23 protein-coding genes, 1 tRNA gene and 1 other RNA gene are annotated in these 23,314 nt (G+C 62.8%); 6 read left to right on the top strand and 19 right to left on the bottom strand.

What is annotated here, in order from left to right; all coding sequences use genetic code 11:
• Positions 1-12: 12 nt before the first annotated feature.
• From D8W71_RS14395 to prfB, 17 genes are all read right to left on the bottom strand, one after another.
• A complete protein-coding gene (locus D8W71_RS14395) occupies positions 13-1,236 on the bottom strand; it encodes an MFS transporter (RefSeq protein WP_121114237.1) in 1,224 nt (407 codons plus the stop codon).
• Positions 1,233-2,873: a phosphoglucomutase (alpha-D-glucose-1,6-bisphosphate-dependent) gene (gene pgm / locus D8W71_RS14390; protein WP_121114236.1), complete on the bottom strand. Its 1,641-nt coding sequence runs from the start codon at positions 2,871-2,873 to the stop codon at positions 1,233-1,235. Before pgm ends, D8W71_RS14395 begins: the two co-directional genes overlap by 4 nt.
• Positions 2,874-2,963: 90 nt before the next feature.
• Positions 2,964-3,758 (bottom strand): DUF1295 domain-containing protein, encoded by a 795-nt coding sequence (locus D8W71_RS14385; RefSeq protein ID WP_121119203.1) that lies wholly within the window; start codon positions 3,756-3,758, stop codon positions 2,964-2,966.
• Positions 3,755-5,062, bottom strand: coding sequence for an SAM-dependent methyltransferase (locus D8W71_RS14380; protein ID WP_121114235.1), 1,308 nt, complete (start codon positions 5,060-5,062; stop codon positions 3,755-3,757). Before D8W71_RS14380 ends, D8W71_RS14385 begins: the two co-directional genes overlap by 4 nt.
• A complete protein-coding gene (locus D8W71_RS14375) occupies positions 5,059-6,330 on the bottom strand; it encodes an SAM-dependent methyltransferase (protein WP_121114234.1) in 1,272 nt (423 codons plus the stop codon). The genes D8W71_RS14380 and D8W71_RS14375 overlap by 4 nt, the downstream gene beginning before the upstream one ends.
• Complete coding sequence (locus tag D8W71_RS14370; RefSeq protein ID WP_121119201.1) at positions 6,327-7,055, bottom strand: DUF1365 domain-containing protein; 729 nt, start codon at positions 7,053-7,055, stop codon at positions 6,327-6,329. The genes D8W71_RS14375 and D8W71_RS14370 overlap by 4 nt, the downstream gene beginning before the upstream one ends.
• The gene (locus tag D8W71_RS14365) at positions 7,052-8,305 is read right to left on the bottom strand and encodes an NAD(P)/FAD-dependent oxidoreductase (protein ID WP_121114233.1); all 1,254 of its coding nucleotides are present in this window, start codon (positions 8,303-8,305) and stop codon (positions 7,052-7,054) included. The genes D8W71_RS14370 and D8W71_RS14365 overlap by 4 nt, the downstream gene beginning before the upstream one ends.
• Positions 8,295-8,963 carry an alpha/beta fold hydrolase gene (locus D8W71_RS14360; protein WP_201265069.1) on the bottom strand — a complete coding sequence of 223 codons (669 nt, stop codon included), beginning with the start codon at positions 8,961-8,963 and terminating at the stop codon, positions 8,295-8,297. Before D8W71_RS14360 ends, D8W71_RS14365 begins: the two co-directional genes overlap by 11 nt.
• A 133-nt stretch (positions 8,964-9,096) precedes the next feature.
• Positions 9,097-9,467: a transfer-messenger RNA gene (gene ssrA / locus D8W71_RS14355) on the bottom strand.
• 103 nt (positions 9,468-9,570) lie between these two features.
• Positions 9,571-10,938 carry an NAD(P)H-binding protein gene (locus D8W71_RS14350; protein WP_121114231.1) on the bottom strand — a complete coding sequence of 456 codons (1,368 nt, stop codon included), beginning with the start codon at positions 10,936-10,938 and terminating at the stop codon, positions 9,571-9,573.
• A gap of 40 nt (positions 10,939-10,978) precedes the next feature.
• Positions 10,979-11,830 carry a DMT family transporter gene (locus D8W71_RS14345; RefSeq protein ID WP_121114230.1) on the bottom strand — a complete coding sequence of 284 codons (852 nt, stop codon included), beginning with the start codon at positions 11,828-11,830 and terminating at the stop codon, positions 10,979-10,981.
• A 22-nt stretch (positions 11,831-11,852) separates the two neighbouring features.
• Complete coding sequence (gene smpB / locus D8W71_RS14340) at positions 11,853-12,326, bottom strand: SsrA-binding protein SmpB (protein WP_121114229.1); 474 nt, start codon at positions 12,324-12,326, stop codon at positions 11,853-11,855.
• Positions 12,327-12,413: 87 nt separating this feature from the next.
• Positions 12,414-13,319 carry a permease-like cell division protein FtsX gene (gene ftsX / locus D8W71_RS14335; protein WP_121114228.1) on the bottom strand — a complete coding sequence of 302 codons (906 nt, stop codon included), beginning with the start codon at positions 13,317-13,319 and terminating at the stop codon, positions 12,414-12,416.
• A 63-nt stretch (positions 13,320-13,382) separates the two neighbouring features.
• Positions 13,383-14,072 carry a cell division ATP-binding protein FtsE gene (gene ftsE / locus D8W71_RS14330; protein ID WP_121114227.1) on the bottom strand — a complete coding sequence of 230 codons (690 nt, stop codon included), beginning with the start codon at positions 14,070-14,072 and terminating at the stop codon, positions 13,383-13,385.
• A 100-nt stretch (positions 14,073-14,172) separates the two neighbouring features.
• Complete coding sequence (locus D8W71_RS14325; RefSeq protein WP_121114226.1) at positions 14,173-14,625, bottom strand: hypothetical protein; 453 nt, start codon at positions 14,623-14,625, stop codon at positions 14,173-14,175.
• Positions 14,622-15,539, bottom strand: a complete 918-nt coding sequence (locus D8W71_RS14320) for a mechanosensitive ion channel family protein (RefSeq protein WP_121114225.1) — start codon at positions 15,537-15,539, stop codon at positions 14,622-14,624. Before D8W71_RS14320 ends, D8W71_RS14325 begins: the two co-directional genes overlap by 4 nt.
• 6 nt (positions 15,540-15,545) lie before the next feature.
• Complete coding sequence (gene prfB / locus D8W71_RS14315; protein WP_121119199.1) at positions 15,546-16,658, bottom strand: peptide chain release factor 2; 1,113 nt, start codon at positions 16,656-16,658, stop codon at positions 15,546-15,548.
• Positions 16,659-16,887: 229 nt separating this feature from the next.
• On the opposite strand from prfB, the gene hisN reads away from it, so the two are divergent.
• The gene (gene hisN / locus D8W71_RS14310) at positions 16,888-17,676 is read left to right on the top strand and encodes a histidinol-phosphatase (protein WP_121114224.1); all 789 of its coding nucleotides are present in this window, start codon (positions 16,888-16,890) and stop codon (positions 17,674-17,676) included.
• Positions 17,677-17,720: 44 nt separating this feature from the next.
• Here hisN and D8W71_RS14305 read toward each other — a convergent pair whose 3' ends face one another.
• A complete protein-coding gene (locus D8W71_RS14305; RefSeq protein ID WP_121119197.1) occupies positions 17,721-18,089 on the bottom strand; it encodes a DUF1304 domain-containing protein in 369 nt (122 codons plus the stop codon).
• A 124-nt stretch (positions 18,090-18,213) separates the two neighbouring features.
• Here D8W71_RS14305 and D8W71_RS14300 point away from each other — a divergent pair, with 124 nt between their 5' ends.
• From D8W71_RS14300 to D8W71_RS27625, 5 genes are all read left to right on the top strand, one after another.
• On the top strand, positions 18,214-19,620 hold the full coding sequence (locus D8W71_RS14300) for an acyl-CoA dehydrogenase family protein (protein WP_121114223.1): 1,407 nt from the start codon (positions 18,214-18,216) through the stop codon (positions 19,618-19,620).
• Positions 19,621-19,665: 45 nt separating this feature from the next.
• Entirely contained in the window at positions 19,666-20,889 is a 1,224-nt protein-coding gene (locus D8W71_RS14295; protein ID WP_121114222.1) for an acyl-CoA dehydrogenase family protein, read from the top strand.
• Between the two features lie 160 nt (positions 20,890-21,049).
• Positions 21,050-21,385 (top strand): YciI family protein, encoded by a 336-nt coding sequence (locus D8W71_RS14290; protein ID WP_121114221.1) that lies wholly within the window; start codon positions 21,050-21,052, stop codon positions 21,383-21,385.
• A gap of 16 nt (positions 21,386-21,401) precedes the next feature.
• Complete coding sequence (locus D8W71_RS14285; protein WP_121114220.1) at positions 21,402-22,715, top strand: RNA polymerase sigma factor; 1,314 nt, start codon at positions 21,402-21,404, stop codon at positions 22,713-22,715.
• Positions 22,716-22,812: 97 nt separating this feature from the next.
• Positions 22,813-22,965 carry a hypothetical protein gene (locus tag D8W71_RS27625; protein WP_201265068.1) on the top strand — a complete coding sequence of 51 codons (153 nt, stop codon included), beginning with the start codon at positions 22,813-22,815 and terminating at the stop codon, positions 22,963-22,965.
• 142 nt (positions 22,966-23,107) lie between these two features.
• Here the strand turns inward: D8W71_RS27625 and D8W71_RS14275 are convergent.
• Positions 23,108-23,181, bottom strand: a tRNA-Met gene (locus D8W71_RS14275).
• Positions 23,182-23,314 lie beyond the last annotated feature (133 nt).

Here is a 23,314-nt window from a genome sequence, read left to right as displayed (position 1 = left end):
CGAGTTCGTTCGTCATGTCGATTCTTCGTGCTCACGTGCCCGAGGAGACGAGTCGGGAACGAGTAACCACCATGCTGCCGCGAGCAGGAGAATTGCACCGGACATCACGAATGCTGTTCCGTACGAGTAGCCCTCGACGATCTTTGCCGCGACGACGGGACCGAGGATGGCTCCGACGTCCGCAGACATCTGGAACGTGGAGAGCACTGGTCCGCCCCTGGCTCTCGATCCGATGATGTCGGCAATGGTCGCTTGCTGGGCGGGTGTCATCAGTCCCGATCCGACTCCCGCGACGAAGGAGAAGACCATGAAGATGACGAGGTTCTCGGTGAGGCCGAGTACGGCGGTGCCGACCCCGGATACGACGAGTCCGACTACCACGAACGGTTTGCGCCCACGGACGTCCGACAACCGGCCCGCGGTAGTGAGAACCAGTGCGTTCCCCACCGCGAACACCGCCAGCGACACCGCTGCCACGGCTGCTGACCGTTCGAGAATTGCGATCACGAACAACGGAATGAGCGCGACGCGCACCCCGAATATGACCCACCCGGTCGCGAAGTTCGATGCAAGCGCTGCCCGATATGCCGGTACGCGGAGCGCGGCCCGGAGCGTGAGTACCGTCACCGACGAATCACTCTCGACACCAGTTTCTTTCATGTCGCCGAGACTGAAGAAGACCACCGCTGCAGCGATAACGAGCGCTACTGCGTAGATGATGAACGGTGCACGCAGTCCGAGTCCGACGACAGCTCCACCGAGCAGCGGCCCGCCGATGGATCCGAGGAGAAAGCTCGTCGCGTAGAGACCCGAGACCCGACCCCGACTTCGGCTGGGGCTCATGCGGATCAGCAGACCGAGTGCCGAGACCGAGAACATCGTCGAACCGACACCGCCGAGTCCCCGGAAGACCAGAAGTTGCCAGTACGTCTGCGCGAACGCGCATGCACCGGTGGACAGAGCGACGATCAGCAACCCGGACAGATACACCGGACGCTCCCCCAGCCTCTGCACAAGAGTGCCGCTGGCCGGGGCAAAGATCAGGCGCATGAACGCAAACGTGCTGATGACCGCGGAGGCAGCGAAAACCCCGACCCCGAACTCCGTCGCGAACTGAGGCAGGGCGGGCGAGACTATCCCGAATCCCAGTGCGATGACGAAACTTGCCGAGATGAGGACCCAGATCTCGGAGGGAAGGGAGGAGTCGCTGCTGTCGGCGGGTGACGCCTTCGTCACGATTCGTTCAAGGCCTGCGACACCAGTTCTTTCGCTGCGGCCTGAACATCCGACAGATGTTCCTTACCGCGAAACGACTCGGCGTAGATCTTGTACACGTCCTCGGTTCCCGACGGTCTCGCAGCAAACCACGCACTTTCGGTGGTTACCTTCAGTCCGCCGATAGCCGCGCCGTTGCCGGGCGCCGACGTCAGAGTCGCCGTGATCTTCTCTCCCGCGAGCTCGGTGGCCTGAACCTGATCCGGCGACAGCTTGGCGAGTACCGCCTTCTGCTCACGCGTGGCGGGGGCGTCGACACGTGCGTAGGCCGGGCTTCCGAACCGGTCGGCGAACTCACCGTAGCGTTGTGAGGGCGTCTTACCCGTAACCGCGGTGATCTCCGATGCCAGCAGCGCGAGGATGATGCCGTCCTTGTCCGTCGTCCAGACTCGCCCGTCGTGCCGCAGGAACGACGCTCCTGCACTTTCCTCGCCGCCGAACCCGAGGTCGCCTTCGAGCAGCCCCGGAACGAACCACTTGAAGCCGACGGGGACCTCCAGTAGTTGTCGCCCGAGACCAGCGACGACTCGATCGATCATCGAGGACGACACGAGCGTCTTACCGACCTTCGTCGTGGGTGACCAGCCAGATCGGTGGGTGAACAGATAATCGATTGCGACAGCGAGAAAGTGATTGGGATTCATCAGGCCGCCGTCGGGTGTGACGATGCCGTGTCGGTCGGAGTCCGCGTCGTTGCCGGTCGCGATGTCGTAGGACTGCCGAGCTTCGATCAGCGACGCCATCGCATTGGGCGACGAGCAGTCCATCCGGATCTTCCCGTCGGTGTCGAGGGTCATGAAGCGGAACGTCGCATCGACGAGTGGATTGACGACTGTGAGGTCGAGATTGTGACGCTCGGCGATGGCGTCCCAGTAATCGACGCTCGCACCGCCGAGTGGATCGGCGCCGATGCGCACTCCGGCGGCGCGGATCGCGTCGAGATCGACCACGTTCGGTAGGTCGTCCACGTAGGTGCCCAGGTAGTCGTACGAATCGACGGTCGTGGCGACAGCACGGGCCAGCGACACACGCTTCACTCCCTGCAGTCCATCCCGAAGAAGCTCGTTGGCACGCGCAGCGATGACCGACGTTGCATCACTGTCCGCCGGACCACCGTGCGGTGGGTTGTATTTGAAGCCACCGTCACGGGGAGGGTTGTGCGACGGTGTGACGACGATGCCGTCCGCTCTCGCGGACGACCCCGACGCGTTGTACCGCAGGATCGCATGGCTGACCGCAGGCGTCGGCGTGTATCGGTTGCCCGAATCGACCATGACCGAGACATCGTTCGCTGCAAGCACTTCCAGCGCAGTGGTCCAGGCCGGCTCCGACAGTGCGTGGGTATCACGCCCGATGAACAACGGACCGGTGATACTTTGCGACGCTCGGTATTCGACGATCGCCTGCGTGGTCGCGAGGATGTGCTCTTCGTTGAACGCACCGTCCAGACTGGAACCACGGTGACCCGAGGTACCGAACGCTACCTGCTGGCTGGGATCGGAGACGTCGGGCTTACGCGCGTAATACGCTGTGATCAGCTGCGCAACGTCCACCAGATCCTCGGGTAGGGCAACCGTTCCTGCTCTGTCGTGCGCCACGATGCGCCTCCTTCTTCTCGCCCGACCAACACCGTCCACAACACTAGTTGGCGCGCCATGTCACCGTCAGTGGACCCGAGGGAACTGTGCTCACGTGTTTGTCGGTGGCATCGGAAGGAAATAACTCGTTCGTCGCTGATACTCGCGATAGCCAGGGCGCTCGGCCATCGAACGCTCGAGCAACCGAGCTCCGGTGGCGAACACGAGGAAGTACGTCATCGCGATCGGCGAGAGAAGGGTCGCCACTCCCGGCCACGCCGAGGCGCTCACCAGGAAAATCGCCCACCAGACCAACGCGTCACCGAAGTAGTTGGGATGGCGGGTCCACGACCACAGCCCGCGATCCATGATCTTGCCCTTGTTCGACGTATCCGCTTTGAAGGCATTCAGTTGAGCGTCCCCCACCGCCTCGAACGTGAGCCCTACAACCCACAGCAGGACGCCCACTGCCGCCACGACGCCGACCGAGTCACCCGCGACGGCGGACACCTGGATCGGTAGCGACACGAACCACAGTGCGACGGCCTGAGTCAGGTAGATCTTGCGCAACGCATAGAGCGTGGTGTTTCCGGTTGCTTTCGACAGCAATTCCTCGTATCGCGGGTCCTCCCCCTTCCCGAGCGATCGCCGGAACACGTGCCACGCCAGTCGAAGTCCCCAGATCCCGACGATCGCGAGCATCAACGTTCGCCGCCACGCTTCGCCGGTTCCGACCGTCGCCGAGACCAGTGCAATGAGGACGAAACCTCCACCCCACGTGACGTCGACGACGCTGTGCCTACCGACCCGGGCGCCGATGAGTGCGGTGACGACCATCAACACTGCGGTGGCCAGAAGCGACCCACCTGAAACAAGAAGAAAATCGGACCACTGAAACGACCTCATCGCGTCGGTCCGACCCATTGCGGTCTGACAGGTTCGAAGTCGACCCGGCCTTTCGAACCCGGCCGTACCGACAGGATTTGATCGACGCCCATTCGTCCATCACGAAATGCCATACCACCGCCGACGAGGTAGAGGCGCCACACTCTCGCGACTTCTTCCCCTACAAGGGCAACGACCTCGTCCCACCGTGCTTCGAAACGCTCGGTCCACACGTCCACCGTGCGAACGTAGTGCTCACGCATGGCGTGCACGTCCCGCACTTCGAGACCAGCTTCCTCGATCATCGCGACAGTGCGCCCCACTGGGCGCATGTACATGTCAGGCGCGATGAACTGTTCGATGAACGCGCCGCCGCCGGGATTGTCACCCTCTTTGCGGGACATCTGCTGAATCAACACTCGGCCACCGGGGCGGACGTTGGAGAACAACGCAGCCGTGTACGTCGGGTAGTTGCTCTCGCCTACGTGCTCACCCATCTCGATCGACGCCACCGCGTCGAACGGTCCGTCGGGTATCTCACGATAGTCCTGGATGCGAATCTCGACTCGATCCTGTAGTCCACGGTCGGCAATTCGCTTGTCGATGAACGCTTTCTGCGCCCGCGAGATGGTTACGCCGACCACCTGTGCGCCGTATTCCTGTGCTGCGTGCAGGCTCAACGAACCCCAACCACAACCGACATCGAGAAAACGCTGTCCTGGTCTGCGGTCGAGACCGATCTTCTTGCAGACCAGATCGAGCTTGTCGCGTTGCGCATGGTCGAGTGTGTACTCGGGCGATTTCGAGGTCCAGTACCCGGAGGAGTAGGCCATGTGCGAGTCGAGCACCAATTCGTAGAAGTCGTTCGAGAGGTCGTAGTGGTGACTGATCGCGGCTCTGTCCCGTATCAGAGAGTGCAGCCGACCCTTGACCACGGCCTGCGAGGCCGGTGCGGGAAGCGGACGGCCGAGGGCACCGAGTTCGCGGGCCAGTTTCGCCAAAGCAATCAATGCAGTGGGCTTCGGACGCACAGCAGTCAACCGCCGGGCACGTACCTCTCCCCACACGTGGTCGAGGGCATCGCCCACATCGCCGACGACGTCGAGCTCGCCGAGAACATACGCCTGCGCCGCGCCGAGTTCACCGGGGCTCCACAGCAGACGACGAAGAACGTTCGGCGAGTTCAGATGCACTTCGGGCGCATCCGGGTCGCCGGCGACGCTGCCGTCCCAAGCACGCAGTCGCACCGGTAGCACGCCGCCGACGTACGGTTGGAGAAGGTCTGCGATTCGGAGGGCTACCCCGGAGCTTCGGGTGGAAGTCACTTGTCGCCCCTTCGGTCGAGCACGATCTGCTGAACATCGAGGTAGCCGGACCGGAACCCGGCCTCGGAATAGCAGAGGTAGAAGTGCCACATCCTGGCGAAGACATCGTCGAACCCCAGTTCGGCGGTCGCGGCGGAGTGCGCCCGAAACTTCTCGTCCCAGCGGCGCAGCGTGCGCGCATAATGGTCGCCCATCGACAATCGCTCACGAACTCGTAGGTTCGTCTGAGTCTCGGTGACCTCCTCGATGGCACGCACCGACGGCAGAAATCCCCCGGGAAAGATGTACTTGTGCACCCACGTGTAGGTGTTTCGCGTGGCGAGCATTCGGTCGTGCGGCATCGTGATGGCCTGTATGGCTACCCGTCCACCCGGGGCCAAGACCTTGTCGATCGTCTGGAAGTAGGTGCCCCAGTACTGGTGTCCCACGGCTTCGATCATCTCGACCGACACGACGGCGTCGTATTCACCGTCGACGAGTCGGTAGTCCAGGAGGTCAACCTGGGCACGCTCCGAATATCCCGCCGCTGCAATGCGTTGTGCTGCCAGATCCTGCTGCTCGGTGGACAACGTCACCGAGCGAACAGTTGCACCTCGCGCAGCAGCTCTGATCGCCAGTTCCCCCCAGCCCGTTCCGATCTCGAGAACACGACTTCCTTCACGTACTCCCGCGCGATCGAGAAGCCGGTCGATCTTGCGGCGCTGCGCGTCCGCCAGCGGTTCGCCGTCGTCGACGCGGCCGGTCTCCGAGAACAACGCACTCGAGTAGGTCATCGTCTCGTCGAGAAACAGCTCGAACAACTCGTTCGACAGATCGTAGTGTCTGGAGATATTGGATCGGGTGTTCTTGGTCGTGTTTCTCTCCGCCCGCGGAGGTTTGGAGACGTACAGGCCACGCAGACGCTGAAGCGACTGCGGGATCAGGGTTGCCATTCGCGTTGCGAATATTTCCAGCACCGCTGTGAGATCCGCGGCGTCCCAGTCTCCGGCCATATACGCTTCGCCGAATCCGATGAGCCCGCTCTGGCCTACGCGTTCTGCGAAATCCGCGGGACGCTTGATCACCATCACCGGCGAACCGGTTCCTCCGCCGCCGATTTCGGTTCCGTCGTCGAATCGCGCGCGAACCGGAAGCATTCCCACCGCACGCCGGAACAGGAAGTCGGCCACGGGGGCTGCGATCCTCGTCTTGGTGCCGGCAGGCACGTACGCAATTCCCGGCCAGTTGCGAGTGTCCACATCGGACGTAGATCGAACAACGGTTGTCATCGTGCTGCCTTTCCTACAACGGGTACCTTCGGCCGCGGCTTGATGGGCAGACCCCGCGCCCACAACCGAATTCCTTGCCAGCGAATTTGTACGACCACACGCAGTGGCGCAAACGGAACGGCCACGGCGGATCTGATCACCGCACCGGCGGTCGCCTGCCTACGGGCACCTACGACCGTCGCGACGAACGGCGGCGAACCATCTCGTTCGAGAACGATCGAGAGCCTGAGTCTGTCCGTGGGTTCGGGCAGACGCATCGCGTACTCGCCGTCCACGTCGTTGAACGGCGAGACATAGAACTGCTTGGGTGTTCGCGCTACTCCACGGTCGTCGGCATCGAGTAGGTACGCGTACCGCTCGCCGTAGGTGTTGTGCACCTCGGCGACCACACAGACGAGCCGACCGCTCTCGTCGTGACACCAGAAGACGCTCAACGGATTGAAGGTATGGCCGAAGACTCGCGCGTTGGCGAGCATTGTGACCCGTCCACCGTTCAGATCGATGTCGTGTTCACCGAGGAACGTATCGATGTTTTGGCGAATCGATCGAGCTGGATCACCGATATGATCGCGAGCATCGAAACTCGCGAGGGGGCGAATCCACGGCGAATAACTGGGTAGGTCGTCGAGGTCGACAAACCAGTTGTAACTCTTGTATCGGAAGCGATTTCGGATGGGAGCTGCTCGAACATGCTCGATGGTGGTCGAGTAGATGGCGCCGGTCACGCCCACTGCCCGCCGACACGTTCTGCGGCGACCAACCCCGACTTGGCACCGTCCTCGTGGAAACCCCACCCATGGTAAGCACCCGCAAACGCGAGAGTGTCGCTATTCAATTCTGGTAAACGACGTTGCGCAGTCAGCGAATCGGGAGTGTATTGCGGATGCTCGTAGGTCATCTCGTCCAGCACGGTCGAGGAGTCCACCACATGAGCACCGCCGAGTGTGACCAGAAAACGCGTCCGGCCTCCAAGACGCTGCAATCGGGTCATGTCGTAGGTGACGAGGACATTCTCCGGTTCTGCCCCACACTGAGGAATGCGGTAGTTCCACGACGCCCGCGCCCTCTGCGTCGCGGGCAGTACCGACTCGTCGGTGTGCAGTTGTGTGTGATTGGTCGAATACGGCATCGCGCCGAGCACCCGATGCTCGTCCGCAGTAGGTTCGGCCAACATCTTCAATGCCTGCTGGGGATGTACGGCGATCACCGCGGCGTCGAACGATCGGACTCGGTCCGAGCCGTCGCGTATGTCGACACCGCCTTCGCGTCGGTATACCGCCCGCACGGGTGTGTCGGTGCGGATTTCGTCGATCTTCGCAGCCACGCGTCGAACGTATTCCACTGAGCCCCCCGTCACTGTTCGCCACACGGGAGAGCCTGTGACACTGAGCATTCCGTGATGATCGAGGAACGAGAAGAGGTAGCGTGCCGGATAGTTCAGCGCGGTTCCGGGATCGCACGACCACACAGCCGACACGACCGGCGCCATGAAATGAGAGGAGAAGTAGTCGGAAAACTTGTTCCTGCCGAGGAATTCGGCAAGAGTCTCGTCTTCGCTCGGTGCCGAGGTCTGCAGCAGCACCGTCGCCTCGCGGTGAAAGCGCTTGACCTCGAACAACATCGCCAAATACTTCGGCCGCGCCAGCGTCCGGAGAGACGGAACGATTCCGCCGATCCCCTGTCCGCCGGAATACTCCAGTCCACACCCGTCGCACCGAATCGACATGCTCATGTCCGACTCCTGCGTCGGAACGTTCAATTCGGCGAACAAGCGGAGCAGTGTCGGATACGTGCGGTCGTTGTGCACGATGAATCCAGTGTCGACAGAGGTGCCATGCACCTCATGGGTGTCTGCGTGGCCACCGAGCCTGGAGTCCGCCTCGAAGAGTGTGACGTGGTGACTCTTCGAGAGTACGTATGCAGCCGTCAAGCCGGCCACACCGCTTCCGACCACTGCGACCGATCTATGCGTCACGAAGACACTCGATTGCGTCGGAAGGGATTCGGTCTGCCGCCTCGAGGACGAAATTCGTTGTCTGCCGTATCCACGACCGGGGGCGCCGAATCATGAAATGACCGCCGCGCATGGTGAAGAAAAGTGCATCCAGGCCACGTGCGGCGGCACGATCGACCTCGGCACGAGACTTCTCCGAGTCGGTCCAGGTATCGGAGGCGCCGTGTGCCACGCGCACGATCTGGTCCGGCCTCACCGAATTCAACTCGCCTCCGTCCGGCCACCACGGCGCAAGCGCAACGACCCCGCTGACCAAAGGATCGTCTGCAACTGCAGACGCAGTCCGACCACCCATGGAATGGCCGACGACGACGACATGAACGCCGGGATACTCGCGGTGAAGTCGAATCAAGGCCCACCGCGCGTCACGGACAGGGCTCCGCTCGACGCCGTTCCACCCTCGAAACCGATACTGAAGCTGGCCTACGACGATCCCCCGCGAACGGCCTGCGCGGCGCAGTGACCAGGTGAACTGCCACATGCGTACCGCCGAGAGATGCCACGGCCTGCTGCGAGCGAAACTGTTCACTTTGCCGCCGTGGAGTACAAGGACCACACCTCGTACGGGCCCTTCGACCTTGGATCCAAGCCACAACTTCGGTGGGGCACTGTCGTTCATAACCACTATTCGTTACCACCGTTGGCTCGGGTTGGGTTCGTGCCAAGCCGCTCGACTGTGACGTGAATTACAGAGATGCCCGGCGCAAAGAAAGACCGGGCCGGCGAGCGTGTACTCGCCGACCCGGTCTTCGCGGTGGAGCTGCCGGGAATCGAACCCGGGTCCTCTGCTGCATTGCCAGGGCTTCTCCGTGTGCAGTCTGCTATGCCTCTACTTGGATCTCCTGATCTCGCAAACAAGCCAGGATGACGATCCCAGCCACTGTTTGATGTTCCTCATCACTCCGTGGCCGAGTGAATCGGTAAGCCCTCTAGCTGATGCCAGTACCCGACCCGAGGGCAAGATCGGACTGACAGACACGCAGTCGCTACTTAGGCAGCGAGTGCGTAGTCGCGCTGATTGGAATCGGCGCTTATATGTTTGCGATGACGCTTACGGTGGTCTCTCGCCTGCACCGACACGCTTCCCCTGACTCAACATACAAAGTCGAAACCGTTCAGCCCCGTATGTCCCGGACACGTTGTCCGGGCTTGTCAGTGTAACGCGTCCCTCGGGGAGAATCATCCCGATATTCAGGGAAGAGAATCATGCCGATAGCGGACGCGTTCTACGCGCGGTCGACTTGCGCCACAACCGCTCGGAGTTGACGTCCGGCGATCACCTTACGAGCAGGCAAGGATGCGTACCAGAAAGCACGTCCGGCGAGTCCACGCGGAAAGAAGTCGACGCGTTGCTCGAGCTTCGTTCCGCCGCCTGCAGATCCGACCGTGTACTGCACCCACGCATTGCCGGGCACCGCTACCGTGGATCGGAGTCTGACGTCGCCGGACTCACCGTCGTCGTCTATTCGCCAGTTCTTCGAACCGCCGGTCTTCACCGCGTCACGCAGACGGCGGCGGATTTCGTCCGGTCCACTGCCGAGATAGACGCTGCGGACGTCGGTGAACACCGTCTCACCCGCCCAGTCCGGATCGGACGGCAACGGATCGGACGGCGCGGACACCGTGCCGGACCAGGTCGACTCGGGCTCGCCGTCGTCGATCGTGCGTAAGGCCAACCTGACGGAGTCCCGGTACGGCGTCAGGCCCCCTTCCGGCTGCGCGACGATCGCGTCGATGTCGGTCTCGTGCGCGATGGCGTCGTACTGCAGCGATTCGATCAGCGGCATTGCCAGACCGCGGGGAATCGGCGTCACCAATCCGATCCAGTGACCGGCAAGACGCGGAGTGAGAACCGGAAGGACCACCATCTGTCGTTTGCGAAGACCTGCCACGTCCGCGTAGATGTTCATCATCTCGCCGTATTCCATGACGTCCGGGCCACCGACATCGTATGTGCGACTTTCCGGTAGCTCCGCTGTCGCAGATTCGATCAGGTAGTGCAAGATGTCGCGCACCGCGATCGGCTGAATCTTGTTGTGCACCCATCGCGGTGTCGTCATCACCGGCAGACGGTTCGTCAAGTGTCGAATCATTTCGAACGATGCAGAACCGGCGCCGATGACGACCCCGGCCTGGAGCACCAGGGTCGGCACGTCCGATTCGATCAGAATGCGTCCGACCTCGGCCCGCGATTCGAGATGCTCCGAGAGCTCACCGGACTCCGGATGCAACCCACCCAGATACACGATGCGAGACACTCCGACCTCGGACGCCACTGCAGCGACGTTCTCGGCGCTTTCGCGTTCGGTCTTCTTGAAGTCGTCGTGGCCACCAGACCCCATCGAGTGCACCAGGTAGTAGACGACGTCGACGTCCGCGAAGGCTTCCTTCAGGGAGTCCCGGTCACCCAGATCCCCACGGGCGATCTCGACGTCGTCCGCCCACGGAACTCCTTGCAACTTGTCGGGATTGCGGGCGAGAACCCGGACGGTGAAACCGGCGTCGAGCAGCCTTGGGGCAAGACGGCCGCCGAGGTATCCCGTCGCTCCGGTGACGAGGGCTCGGCGGGAGTGTGCATTGCTGTTGGCGGTCATCGGGTATTGATACCCCCGTTCGCCCTGTTCAACCCGCTCGTCAACCGAGTGCGATCAAACCCACCGCACCGAGCGCCAGCACCATGCCGGCCTGTTGCAGACGCCCCACTCGCTCACCCAACATCACCATCGCGAGCAGGACCGTCGCGGCCGGGTACAGCGACGCAATGACACTCACGAGCGAGAGCAGTCCACCCTGGTAGGCGTACAGCAACGCAGCGTTGGCCACAACGTCGAGAACTCCGACGAAGGCTGCCAGTTTGAGCACACTTCCGTGCGGCGGCGAGAAGTGGCCGGACGCGAGGGCGACACACCACACCACTGCGGTCGCGGACGCGCGAGACGCCGCCAGCGGCCACAGGCCCGATCCGTCGCCGATCCGATGCAGGCAAATGAACGCGACCGCGAAGGTCACCCCGGATCCCACGGTCAGCCACGCGACCGTCCTGGTGAATTTCATCTCTCGCCCACCCGAGACTTCACCCGTCGTCTCGTCCGGCGATTCCTTGCTGACCAGAACGACCGCTACCAAGGCGAGGCCGATTCCCACGAACGCGAGCGCACCCGGACGCTCGCCGAGCGCGAACCCCGCCAGGACTGGAATTCCCGCCACGAGCACTGCTGTCAACGGCGAGACGACGGCCATCGGACCCGACGCGAGGGCGAGGTAGAACCACCAGACTGCAAGGCCGCCCGCGACCCCCGAGGCCAGTCCCCACAAGATCGGCGTCAACGAGATCGTTCCGCCCACGAATGGCGCGATGAGCAACACGATCACCAGCGAGAAGGGGTAAGACACGATGACGACCCTCAGCGCGGCCACCCGCCGGGACGCCACTCCACCGACGAAATCGCTGACGCCGTAGCCCACTGCGGCGACGAGCGCCAGCAGAATCGCGGTCAGCGCACTCTCCTCATCGCATGCCCTTGATTCGCCGACCGAGTTCGCGTGTGACCTCGCGCTCGGCGGTGCGGCGCGCGAGATCCTGACGCTTGTCGTAGTCCTGCTTACCGCGTGCCAGCGCCAACTCGACCTTGACTTTGCCGTCGGAGAAGTACATCGACAGCGGAACGAGCGTATAGCTGCTGTCCTTCACCTTGGTCGCCAGTCGATCGATCTCTCGCCGGTGCAACAGCAGCTTGCGCGTACGGCGCGGAGCGTGGTTGGTCCAACTACCGAGCGTGTACTCCGCGATGTGAAGGCCACGCAACCACACCTCGCCGTCGTCGACCGTCGCGAACGCGTCGGCCAGCGATGCCTTGCCGTCGCGCAAGCTCTTGACCTCGGTTCCGACGAGCGCGACACCGGCCTCGACGACGTCGACCACTGAATAGTTGTGGCGCGCCTTTCGGTTGGTCGCGATGGCCTTGCGGCCCTTCTCTCTCACTTGATACGGGCCCTTTCTCGAGCGCTGCTACCGCGGTACGCGTCCGTCGCGCAATCGCTCAAGCATAGAACTGCGTCGCAACCGGATTTACTCCCGGACGTACAGCCTCAGGGTGATGTAGGCAGTTACGGCGGCCATTCCCACACCGACGAGAGCGAGGAACGGCGACACCAGCAATACGTCACTGTTGGAGATGCGGGCAAGAATATTGGCTTCGTACACGTCGGACAGGACGTCGTCGATGAAGAGGTTCTTGGCAGTGAAGAGCCCACCGATCGCAAGCGCAGACCCGATGAGGGCCGCGACGACTGCCTCGAGCAGGAACGGGAGCTGGGTGTACCAGCGGGTCGCGCCGACCAACCTCATGATTCCGACCTCGGTCCGTCTGGTGAACGCGGCGATCTGAACCATGTTGGCAATGAGCAGGACAGCGGCGACGGCCTGCACGATCGCTATGGCGAACGCTGCATTCCGGACACCGTTGAGCACGCTGAACAACCGCTCGACGAGATCGCGTTGATTGAGCACACTCTGTACGCCCGGCCGGCCTGCGAAGTTGTCGTTGATGACGCCGAACCGCTCGGGATCGCTGAGCTTGACCTTGAACGAAGCCGGGAAACTGTCCGGGCTCACCAATTCGGCAAGCTCAGGTTGATCCTTGAACACGCGTTCCGTCGCATCTTTCACAGCGTCGTCGCGGTTGAGGTACTGAACCGAGACGACGGACGGAGTCTGCTCGAGATCCGTTCGTATCGTTCGGCATGTCTCCTCGGCACAGTCGGCGTCGGTCGCCGAGATGTCGTCGGTCAGAAAGATCTGCACCTCGACACGGTCGAGGAATATCTGCTGCGTCTTGCCTGCCATCTGGACCACCAGGAGACCGCCGCCGAACAGGCCGAGCGAGATCGCCGTGGTCAGAATCATCGCGATGGTCATCGTGATGTTGCGTCGAAGTCCAGTGAGAACTTCGCTGAAGATGAAACTTGCGCGCATCGGAGAATCCGGGCCCTTCGGTGTCTACGAAAAAGGTCGAGGTGGGAGGCGGTACCGGCGGCACTACCTACCGACGCCGTAGACCCCGCGTGCCTCGTCACGCACCACGCGGCCGTTGTCCAATTCGATGACTCTGCGTCGCATGGAATCGACGATGTGGTTGTCGTGTGTTGCCATCAGAACGGTGGTTCCGGTGCGGTTGATCCGTTCGAGCAGCATCATGATGTCCTGACTGGTGTCAGGATCGAGGTTTCCTGTCGGCTCGTCGGCGAGCAGGACCAACGGCCGGTTGACGAAGGCCCTCGCGATGGCGACGCGCTGCTGCTCACCACCCGAGAGTTCGGTCGGCAGACGATCCGACTTGCCTCCGAGACCCACGAGATCGAGCACTTCCGGCACCGTCCGCTTGATCATCGAACGGGGCTTCCCGATGACCTCCAGCGCGAACGCGACGTTCTCCACGACGGTCTTCTGCTGCAGCAACCGGAAATCCTGGAACACGCAGCCCATGGACTGGCGTAATTTCGGGACTCGACGAGACGACAAACGGTTCACGTGAAAATCGGCGACATGAATGTCACCCGACGTCGGCGTCTCCTCCTTGAGCAGCAAACGCATGAACGTCGACTTGCCGGATCCCGACGGGCCGATGAGGAAGACGAAGTCTCCTTTTTCCACCGAGACAGTCACGTTGTCCAGGGCAGGCCTGGTCGAGGTCTTGTAGGACTTGGAGACATTCGTGGTGCTGATCACGGGTCGCCAGTGTAGCCCTTACCCGCCGGTAACCGACCCGGCGGAACATGTGTGTCGCCTGAGGATCTGCAGGGGCCGGCTTTGGGCAATGCGGTCGCGCTCAGGGAGTTCCGGAGACGCTCGGCGCCTGCGGAGCAGGTGGGAACAACGATCTCAGTTCCCGCGGAACCGTCAACCCCGGTAGGTACGTCGGATCCTGCGTGGTGGAGCTACCGGACCCACCCGAAGTGGAACCAGGCTCGCCGGAGGTCGATCCGGTACCGGACGGATCCTCGGTGGTCGTAAGGTCCTCGGTCGTGCTCGGCGTGGGTGTCGTCGACGGCTCGGTGTACTCCGGTTGATACGCCGGCTGTTGGGTGTACTGACTCGTGTCGATCGGTTGTGGACCAGTCTGCACCAGCTCGGGGTCTGGCCGAACCTGGTCGTACAGCAGAGCCGTAAGGACGAAGCAGATGCCGAGCAACACCGTCGACGTGCGGACGCGTCCGTAGATGCGGGCGGGAATCTTCCAGTTCCTTCTCGGACGGTCTGGATCGGAGTCCGATTCGGTCATAGCTCCCCCTCCCTGTCTCGCGACGCACCGTCCGGTGCGACACCTGCCGTCGATACGTCGGGACTGACGCTGATTCCTTCGGGCTGGAGAGCTGCAGCGACGCGAACACGCAGTTCACGGCCTACTTGGAATTGTTTGCCCGGCAGAGTTCGGGCAACGAGTCGGACGTTGACCACGTCGACCTCGATGCTTTCCACTCCCATCACCGTCGGCTCGTCCAGCAACAGTGGACGTAGACGCTCGTCATCGAACGCTGCGCGTCCGACCGTTCGCAGGATCTCGTTGACCCGATTGAGGTCCGCGATGGACGGGACCGGAACGTCGACCACAGCCCGAGCCCAATCCTTCGACAGGTTGATGGCCTTGACGATCTGGCCGTTGGGCACCGTGATCACTTCGCCGTCGACACTCCGCACCCGAGTGACGCGAAGGGTCACATCCTCGACCGTGCCTTCCGCGTCCTCCGCCGATCCGTTGACCGCAATCTGCACGGTGTCACCGAATCCGTACTGCCGCTCGGTGATGATGAAGAAGCCGGCGAGGATGTCCTGGACCACTCGCTGCGCACCGAAACCGAGTGCAGCGCCCAACACCGTCGCAGGTGCCACGAGGCTGGTGACCGCGAACCCGAACCGTCGTAACACTTCGATGGTTACGAGGACGTAGACGATGGTGACGGCGACCCACGTGATCACCTGGGCCAGCGCGTGACGGTGCTTCGCGGCCTCCGAGCGCACAAGCGCGTCGCTGTGCTGGTAGTTCGAATCGATTCGGTCGGTGATGCGCGAACCCAGGTAGGAGATCAACCGCGCAATCAACATCCCACCGAGGATGTACAGCACGATCTCCAGTCCACTGCCGGTCAGCCAACGTTCCAAGTCCGGCGGAACACCGAACGACAGTGCTGTGATCATGGTGATCTACTCGTCCCCCCGCATACGCCATCGAATTCCTGCCTCCAGGAAACCATCGATGTCGCCGTCGAGCACGGTGGAGGGATTGTTCACCTCGTACTCGGTCCGTAGATCCTTGACCATCTGGTACGGATGCAGCACGTACGAGCGCATCTGGTTGCCCCACGAACTGCCGCCGTCACCCTTGAGGGCATCCATCTCGGCACGCTCTTCCTTGCGCTTGACTTCGAGCAGCTTGGCCTGCAGCACACGCATCGCCGACACCTTGTTCTGCAGCTGAGACTTCTCGTTCTGGCAGGTCACCACGATGCCCGTCGGAATATGAGTCAGACGCACCGCAGAGTCGGTGGTGTTGACCGACTGTCCTCCCGGCCCGGACGACCGGTAGACGTCGACGCGAATGTCGCCCTCGGGAATCTCGATGTGGTCGGTGGTCTCGACCACCGGCAGCACCTCGACCTCGGCGAAGGACGTCTGACGACGCCCCTGGTTGTCGAACGGGCTGATGCGCACGAGCCGGTGGGTTCCCTGCTCGACCGACAGGGTGCCGTAGGTGTACGGGGCCTTGACGGCGAAGGTCGCGCTCTTGATGCCCGCTTCCTCCGCGTACGACGTGTCGTAGACCTCGACGCCGTAGCCGTGCTTCTCGGCCCAGCGGATGTACATCCGCATCAACATTTCTGCCCAGTCCGCTGCATCGATCCCGCCTGCACCGGATCGGATGTTGACGAGGGCGTCGCGCTGGTCGTACTCACCGGACAGGAGCGTGCGCACCTCGGCGGCGGCGATGTCTTCGCGCAACGAGAACCGCTCTGCGTCCGCATCCGCCGTCGCCGACACGGCGGCCTCGCCTTCCTCGCCCTCGGCGAGTTCGTAGAGGACAGGGAGGTCGTCGAGACGGCTGCGGAGCTCCTCCGCTCGGCGCAACTCCGCCTGCGCATGCGAGAGCTGGCTCGTCACTTGCTGCGCGTGTTCCTGGTCGTTCCACAAGTCCGGAGACGCGGCCTGATGTTCTAGCTCGTCGATGCGCCGACGCAGCTCCTCGACATCGAGAACCGACTCGATAGTCGTGAGGGTGATGTCGAGTTCGTTCAGGTCCGCGGATACGTCAGGATGCACGAGAGTCAAGGTTACCGGCAGTCGCCGAGGCAGCGGACCATCGAGCCGCCCCGCGTCGAACAATTCCCGACCGCATCGGACCCATCCACGGCGTGAGCAGGTTCGCCCGCGTCCTTCACCCACGGGTCTGCGGCTGCCCTCCACCGGGAAGTCGAACGAAGTCACCGCCTGATGCCGGGAGCGCCCAGGGTGACGGTGCCTCTGCCACCCTGGGCACTACTGTTGGTGCGTGACTTTCTCTGCCGCTGACCTGCAACTCGCCCTGTCGATCGCCGACCAGGCGGACGACATCACCCGTGACCGGTTCCTCGCTCTCGATCTGAAAGTAGACGACAAGCCGGATCTGAGTCCGGTCAGCGACGCCGACCTTGCGGTGGAGCGGAAAGTTCGGTCGATCGTTGCCGAGCAGCGCCCCGACGATGCGATTCTCGGGGAAGAATTCGGCGGCGACGCAGTGTTCGACGGGCGCCAATGGGTTGTCGATCCGATCGACGGAACCAAGAACTTCGTACGCGGTGTCCCCATCTGGGCAACCTTGATCGCATTGCTGGAGGACGGCGTGCCGGTCGTCGGAGTCATCAGCGCGCCCGCGCTCAACCGTCGCTGGTGGGCATCGAAGGACGGCGGAGCCTGGACGTCGTACGACGGCGGCGCACCTCGTCGGATCACCGTGTCATCGGTACGCCAACTCGCCTCGGCGAGTTTGAGTTTCGCCAGTCTGTCCGGGTGGAAGGAGCGCGGGATCCGCGACCGGTTCATCGACCTCACGGACTCCGTGTGGCGTGTACGGGGATACGGCGACTTCTTCTCGTATTGTCTGCTCGCCGAGGGCACCCTCGACATCGCGACCGAGCCGGAGGTCTCGCTGTGGGATCTGGCACCCCTCGACATTCTGGTCCGGGAGGCAGGCGGCCGATTCACCTCGCTCGACGGAGATGCAGGCCCGCACGGCGGAAGTGCAGTCGCGACCAACTCGATCCTGCATGAGGACGTGATTGGTCGGCTTCGCCGCCCGTGAGCGGAAATACATAACCCTCTAGATATTTCCGGTCACCTAGAGGGTCAGAGGAGAGCTGTGAGCACCAACGCGATCAGCGGGGTGATTCCCTGGACGATCGCCGGGCGGAAGTACTTCTTGCCGCCGGTGGCCAATACCAGCGCGGCTCCGACGATGCTCAGACACGCGAATACGACGATCGCATCTCCGGCCGCGCCACCGACGATCAAGCCGACCACGATTCCAACGGCCAGGAACAGGTTGTAGAAGCCCTGATTGAACGCCATCGGCTTCGTCACGTCAGCGTCCGACTGACTTGTGACACCGAACCTCTTCCACACGGCAGGCTTGCTCCAGGCAACACTTTCCAACACGAAGATCACGACGTGGAGGGCAGCCGCAGCGGCCGCAAAGATCTGAGCGATGACAGGCACGAACGCACATGCTGCCACATCCCGCAGGCCCGGCGATTGCGTTCACTTCTTACTCGGGAGTAGACAGCTAACTTACTCGGGAGTAAGATAGTGCAAGTCCGAGACCGACACCGAGAAACAGCTGGTGATCATGAGCAAGCAAGACAGTGTGATCGAGACGAAGCGCACAGCGCCTCGCGACACATCCGCGGTTGGCCTCAATCCGTACAAGCGTGATGCCATCGGCACCGCTATGCGCGTGCTCACGGCCATCACCGGATCCGACCTCGCGGAGAAGTACAACCTCCGCCAGACGATCGACCGCGTCACGTACGAGAGCACCAAGACGGGCTTCAAAACCCTCGGTGCTGCTACTCGGACCTTCGCGAAGGTCAGTGGCAACGAAAAGCCCAAGCGCCTCGACGACGCGTCCGTCAAGAATCTCGACTACTTCGATCTGACGCCCGACGACGAACAGCGCATGATCGTCGAGACGGTCAAGGAGTTCGCCGAAGAGATCATTCGGCCGGCAGCACACGACGCGGATGAGGCAGCAGCATCACCGGAGGATCTCGTCCGACGGTCTGCAGAGCTGGGCATCACCTTCATCAACGTTCCGGAAGAACTCGACGGAGCGGCGAGCGAACGCGGCGCCGTCACCAACGCGCTTGTCGCCGAGGCGCTCGCGCACGGCGACATGGGCCTGGCTCTTCCGATCCTCGCGCCGAGCGGTGTGGCGGTCGCACTTACCCAGTGGGGCACAGACGCTCAGCAGAAGACGTACCTTCCGGCTTTCGTGGGCGAAAAGGTGCCGGGTGCATCCGTCGTAGTCAACGAACCACGTGCGTTGTTCGATCCGTTCGTCTTGAAGACGAAAGCAGTGCGCTCCCCCAGCGGCTTCAAGCTCAACGGCGTCAAGAGCGTGGTTCCCGCTGCTGGAAGCTCCGAGTTGTTCATCGTCGCAGCCGAACTCGAAGGCCGCCCCTCGTTCTTCATCGTCGAGTCCGACACCAAGGGCCTCGTTGTCGAAGCCGATCCCAGCATGGGACTGCGCGCAGCGGGCCTAGGACGCCTGGTGCTGACGGATGTCGCGGTTCCCGAGTCGGCACTGCTGGGAGACGGTGATGCTGATCAGCGTGCGCTCGACTATGCAGACGCGATCAGTCTCGCGCGCCTCGGATGGTCGGCCTTGGCTGTCGGTACCGGACAAGCCGTGTTGGACTACGTCATCCCCTACGTGAACGAGCGCGAAGCCTTCGGTGAGCCGATCAGCAATCGCCAGGCGGTCGCCTTCATGGTCGCAAACATCGCAATCGAACTCGACGGACTGCGTCTGGTAACGCTGCGTGGCGCATCGAGGGCCGAGCAGGGCAAGTCCTTCGCCCGCGAAGCAGCACTTGCAAGGCGCCTCGCAGCCGAGAAGGGAATGCAGATCGGTTCCGACGGCGTTCAGCTGCTCGGCGGACACGGATTCACCAAGGAACACCCCGTGGAGCGCTGGTACCGCGATCTCCGCGCCGTCGGTGTCACCGAGGGCATCGTCCTCATCTGATTCGCTTCCCATTTCTCGAGAACCCCGCCAAGGAATCGACACACCATGATCAATCTCGAACTACCCAAGAAGCTCAGGGCGCAAGCGAATCAGGCACATCAGGTCGCGGCCGAGATCTTTCGCCCCATCTCCCGTAAGTACGATCTCGCCGAGCACGAGTACCCCGTCGAACTCGACACCATGGCCTCCATGGTCGAAGGAATGGCCGACGCGGGCAACGAGGTAGGCGGTGCATCGGGCGGCCGCGCCAAGGACAGCGAGAGCGCGCCGAAGCCGAGCAAGACGGCAAATGCCAACGGCGGCAACATGGCTGCACTGGTCAACGTCATCGAGACCTGCTGGGGCGACGTCGGTTTGACTCTCTCCATCCCCTACCAGGGACTCGGTAACTCGGCCATCGCCGCCGTCTCCACCGACGAGCAGCTCGAGCGCTTCGGCAAGGTGTGGGCCTCGATGGCTATCACCGAGCCCAGCTTCGGATCCGACTCGGCCGCCGTCACCACCACAGCCGTCCTCGACGGGGACGAGTGGGTTCTCAACGGCGAGAAGATCTACGTCACCGCAGGTGAGCGCTCGACGCACATCGTGGTGTGGGCAAGTGTCGACAAGTCGGCAGGCCGCGCCGCGATCAAGTCCTTCGTGGTTCCTCGTGACGCTCCTGGACTCAGTGTGGCCCGTCTGGAGCACAAGCTCGGCATCAAGGCGTCGGACACCGCCGCCCTTCTGCTCGAGGACTGCCGCATCCCGAAGGACAACCTTCTCGGATCGGCCGAGGTCAACACCGAAAAGGGATTCGCGGGCGTCATGCAGACGTTCGACAACACGCGGCCTCTGGTCGCGGGTATGGCCATCGGTGTTGCCCGCGCGGCGCTGGAAGAGCTTCGCTCGATTCTCGACGAAGCCGGTGTGGAGATCTCGTACACCACGCCTGCGTACAACCAGCACGCCGCTGCGGCTGAATTCCTGCGACTCGAAGCCGACTGGGAGGCCGCCCATCTCCTCGCTTTGCGTGCTGCGTGGATGGCCGACAACAAGGAGCCGAACTCGCTGCAGGCATCCATGGCAAAGGCGAAGGCGGGCCGTTCGGCTACCGACATCACCCTCAAGGCCGTCGAGCTCGCGGGTAGCTACGGCTACTCCGAACGACTGCTGCTCGAAAAGTGGAGCCGCGACTCGAAGATTCTCGACATCTTCGAGGGCACTCAGCAGATTCAGCAGCTGATCGTTGCTCGCCGCGTACTCGGAAAAACCTCGGCACAGTTGAAGTAATTTTCGGTCGACGCAATCCTCGACCGCCGAAACCCCGCGCACCCTCGGTTCGCGGGGTTTCGCCGTTCCCACAGAACTTTGTTTCGTCGTGTCGAAAGCGACGGTGCTCGTTCGTCGTCATCATGTAAAGCAACGAGACGATCGAACACGGGAGACCATCATGAAGTACATGCTGCTGATCAACGCACCGAGTGCCGATTTCGACAACGGCTGCACCGTGTCGGACTGGGTCCAGTACGGCAAGGAAATGCAGGACGCGGGCGTGTGGGTCACCGGTCACGCTTTGGCAGACCTCACGACCGCGACGACCGTACAGGTCGATTCGACGGGCGAGCGCAGCGTCACCGACGGACCGTTCGCCGAGGCTCGCGAAGTCCTGGGTGGTTTCGAGGTGATCGACGTCCCCGATCTCGACGCCGCACTCGACTGGGCCGCCCGCTGCCCGGGGTCTCGGGGCGGCGGTTCGGTCGTGGTTCGTCCCATCGCCGAATTCTGACCCGAGCGGACCGCGGATGAGCGACAGTGCGTCCACGTCGCTGGAGGCCGTGTTTCGGGAGGAGCGAGGATTACTCCTCGCGGCTCTCGTTCGTCGGTACGGCGATCTCGAGCTCGCGGAGGACGTGACGTCCGAGGCGATCGAGACCGCGCTGGTGCGCTGGCCTATCGACGGAGTCCCGACCAAACCCGGTGCCTGGCTGTTGACGACAGCCAGGCGCCGGGCTGTAGACCGCCTACGCCGCGACCAAGCGTACGCAGCACGGCTTGCGATCCTCCACGTGGAACAGGATCGAGCGGCCCCGGCCGTAGACGCGGCGTCGGGCGATTTCCCGGATGAACGCCTTCAGTTGTTCTTCACCTGCGCGCACCCGGCGTTGCATGCGGACGACCGAGTCGCCATCATGCTGCGCTGTCTCGCAGGCTTCACGACGTCCGAGGTCGCGCGCGCCTTCATGATTCCGCAATCCACAGCAGGCCAACGTATCTCGCGGGCCAAGAAAAAGATCGCGGGCACCCGAATTCCTTTTCGGGTACCCGACCACGACGAACTCGCACACCGCCTGCCCGGTGTACTGCAGGTGGTGTACTCGATCTTCACAGAGGGATATGCGGCATCGTCGGGCGATGATCTGGTCCGTCTGGATCTCGCCGAAGAAGCGCTTCGTCTCGGCAGAATACTGCACAAGTTGATGCCGAACGAACGCGAAGTAACGGGACTCCTTGCCCTGATGCTGCTGACCCATGCACGTCATCGAGCCAGGGAACGCGCAGGCGAACTCCTTCTCCTGGACGAGCAGGACCGAAGCCTCTGGGATCCAGGCGCCATATCGGAGGGCAGTGCGCTGGTCGTTCTCGCTCTCACCGGCGGAAACCCTGGCCCCTACGCTGTCCAGGCCGCGATCGCGGCAGTGCACGACGAAGCGCCGAGCGTCGCGGACACCGATTGGCCCCAGATAGTCGCGCTCTACGACGTTCTCGTCCGAACTGCGCCCTCGCCGATCGTGTCACTGAACCGAGCAGTCGCAATCGCGATGCGCGATGGTCCGTCCGCCGGACTTCGCCTCCTGGACACTCTGGCCCGGAACCCAGCAATGAGCAGCTACCACCCGTTCCACGCCGCGCGAGCGGATCTGTTGCACAGGATGGCCCGGTTCGACGAGGCTGCCGACGGGTTTCGTCGAGCCCTCGAGCTGGCCGGGTCCGAGCCGGAGCGCCGATACCTCCGGCGGCGTCTGGAGGAAACACAGAAGTCCGCTCTTGCGTGCCCTCATCGGGGCGGTGAGAGACCTGCAGATGGGAGTCGCCCTGGAGGGTCGCCGCCGAACTAGGCGCGGTCTCACGGCCGTCGACGAGACCGGCCGCTCCCGCACCGAGCGAACCTGGTAGAGAATGGGGTACACGTTTCAAGCGGAGGAGAGAGTCACCATGTCCGATTGGGCGAAGAAGATCAAGGACGAGGCGAAGGGTTTGATCGCCGAGGCAGAGCAGGAGTTGACGGTCCTCGAGGGCGGCGACACAGTCGACCTCACCGCGGACGACACCGAGCCGGATTCCGATCCTCCCCAGGATCGCGCGTAGTCGAAAAGCCCCCGCGTACCGAGCGTCCGGAGTGGTCATCGGCGACGGTGTCTTGGACGTTTGCCGCGCGACCGCGCTCTGAGCACAGCGGTCGAGAACACGAAAAAGCCAGCACCCGAAAGAGTGCTGGCTTTTTCGTTAGTAGCGGGGACAGGATTTGAACCTGCGACCTCTGGGTTATGAGCCCAGCGAGCTACCGAGCTGCTCCACCCCGCGCTGCGAGATATCAAGTTACCCGACGGCATCGCCTGGATGCAAATCGCGTGTACGGCAAGCGTCGGTCAGGTTCGATGATTCTTTGCCGCGCGAACTACCGCAGTCGACGCCAACCTACCAGTGCACCGAGTCA

This window comes from Rhodococcus sp. P1Y (genome assembly GCF_003641205.1).
Classification (GTDB): domain Bacteria; phylum Actinomycetota; class Actinomycetes; order Mycobacteriales; family Mycobacteriaceae; genus Rhodococcoides.
This window is presented reverse-complemented; position numbering and strand designations above follow the sequence as displayed.

Excerpts from the sequence above, each read along its gene's own strand:
- D8W71_RS27625 (WP_201265068.1), top strand. The coding sequence starts at position 22,813 with ATGTCCGATTGGGCGAAGAAGATCAAGGACGAGGCGAAGGGTTTGATC.
- ftsX (WP_121114228.1), bottom strand. The coding sequence starts at position 13,319 with ATGCGCGCAAGTTTCATCTTCAGCGAAGTTCTCACTGGACTTCGACGC.
- D8W71_RS14290 (WP_121114221.1), top strand. The coding sequence starts at position 21,050 with ATGAAGTACATGCTGCTGATCAACGCACCGAGTGCCGATTTCGACAAC.
- D8W71_RS14325 (WP_121114226.1), bottom strand. The coding sequence starts at position 14,625 with ATGACCGAATCGGACTCCGATCCAGACCGTCCGAGAAGGAACTGGAAG.
- D8W71_RS14285 (WP_121114220.1), top strand. The coding sequence starts at position 21,402 with ATGAGCGACAGTGCGTCCACGTCGCTGGAGGCCGTGTTTCGGGAGGAG.
- D8W71_RS14385 (WP_121119203.1), bottom strand. The coding sequence starts at position 3,758 with ATGAGGTCGTTTCAGTGGTCCGATTTTCTTCTTGTTTCAGGTGGGTCG.
- D8W71_RS14350 (WP_121114231.1), bottom strand. The coding sequence starts at position 10,938 with ATGACCGCCAACAGCAATGCACACTCCCGCCGAGCCCTCGTCACCGGA.
- D8W71_RS14320 (WP_121114225.1), bottom strand. The coding sequence starts at position 15,539 with ATGATCACAGCACTGTCGTTCGGTGTTCCGCCGGACTTGGAACGTTGG.
- D8W71_RS14360 (WP_201265069.1), bottom strand. The coding sequence starts at position 8,963 with ATGAACGACAGTGCCCCACCGAAGTTGTGGCTTGGATCCAAGGTCGAA.
- D8W71_RS14295 (WP_121114222.1), top strand. The coding sequence starts at position 19,666 with ATGATCAATCTCGAACTACCCAAGAAGCTCAGGGCGCAAGCGAATCAG.
- D8W71_RS14375 (WP_121114234.1), bottom strand. The coding sequence starts at position 6,330 with ATGACAACCGTTGTTCGATCTACGTCCGATGTGGACACTCGCAACTGG.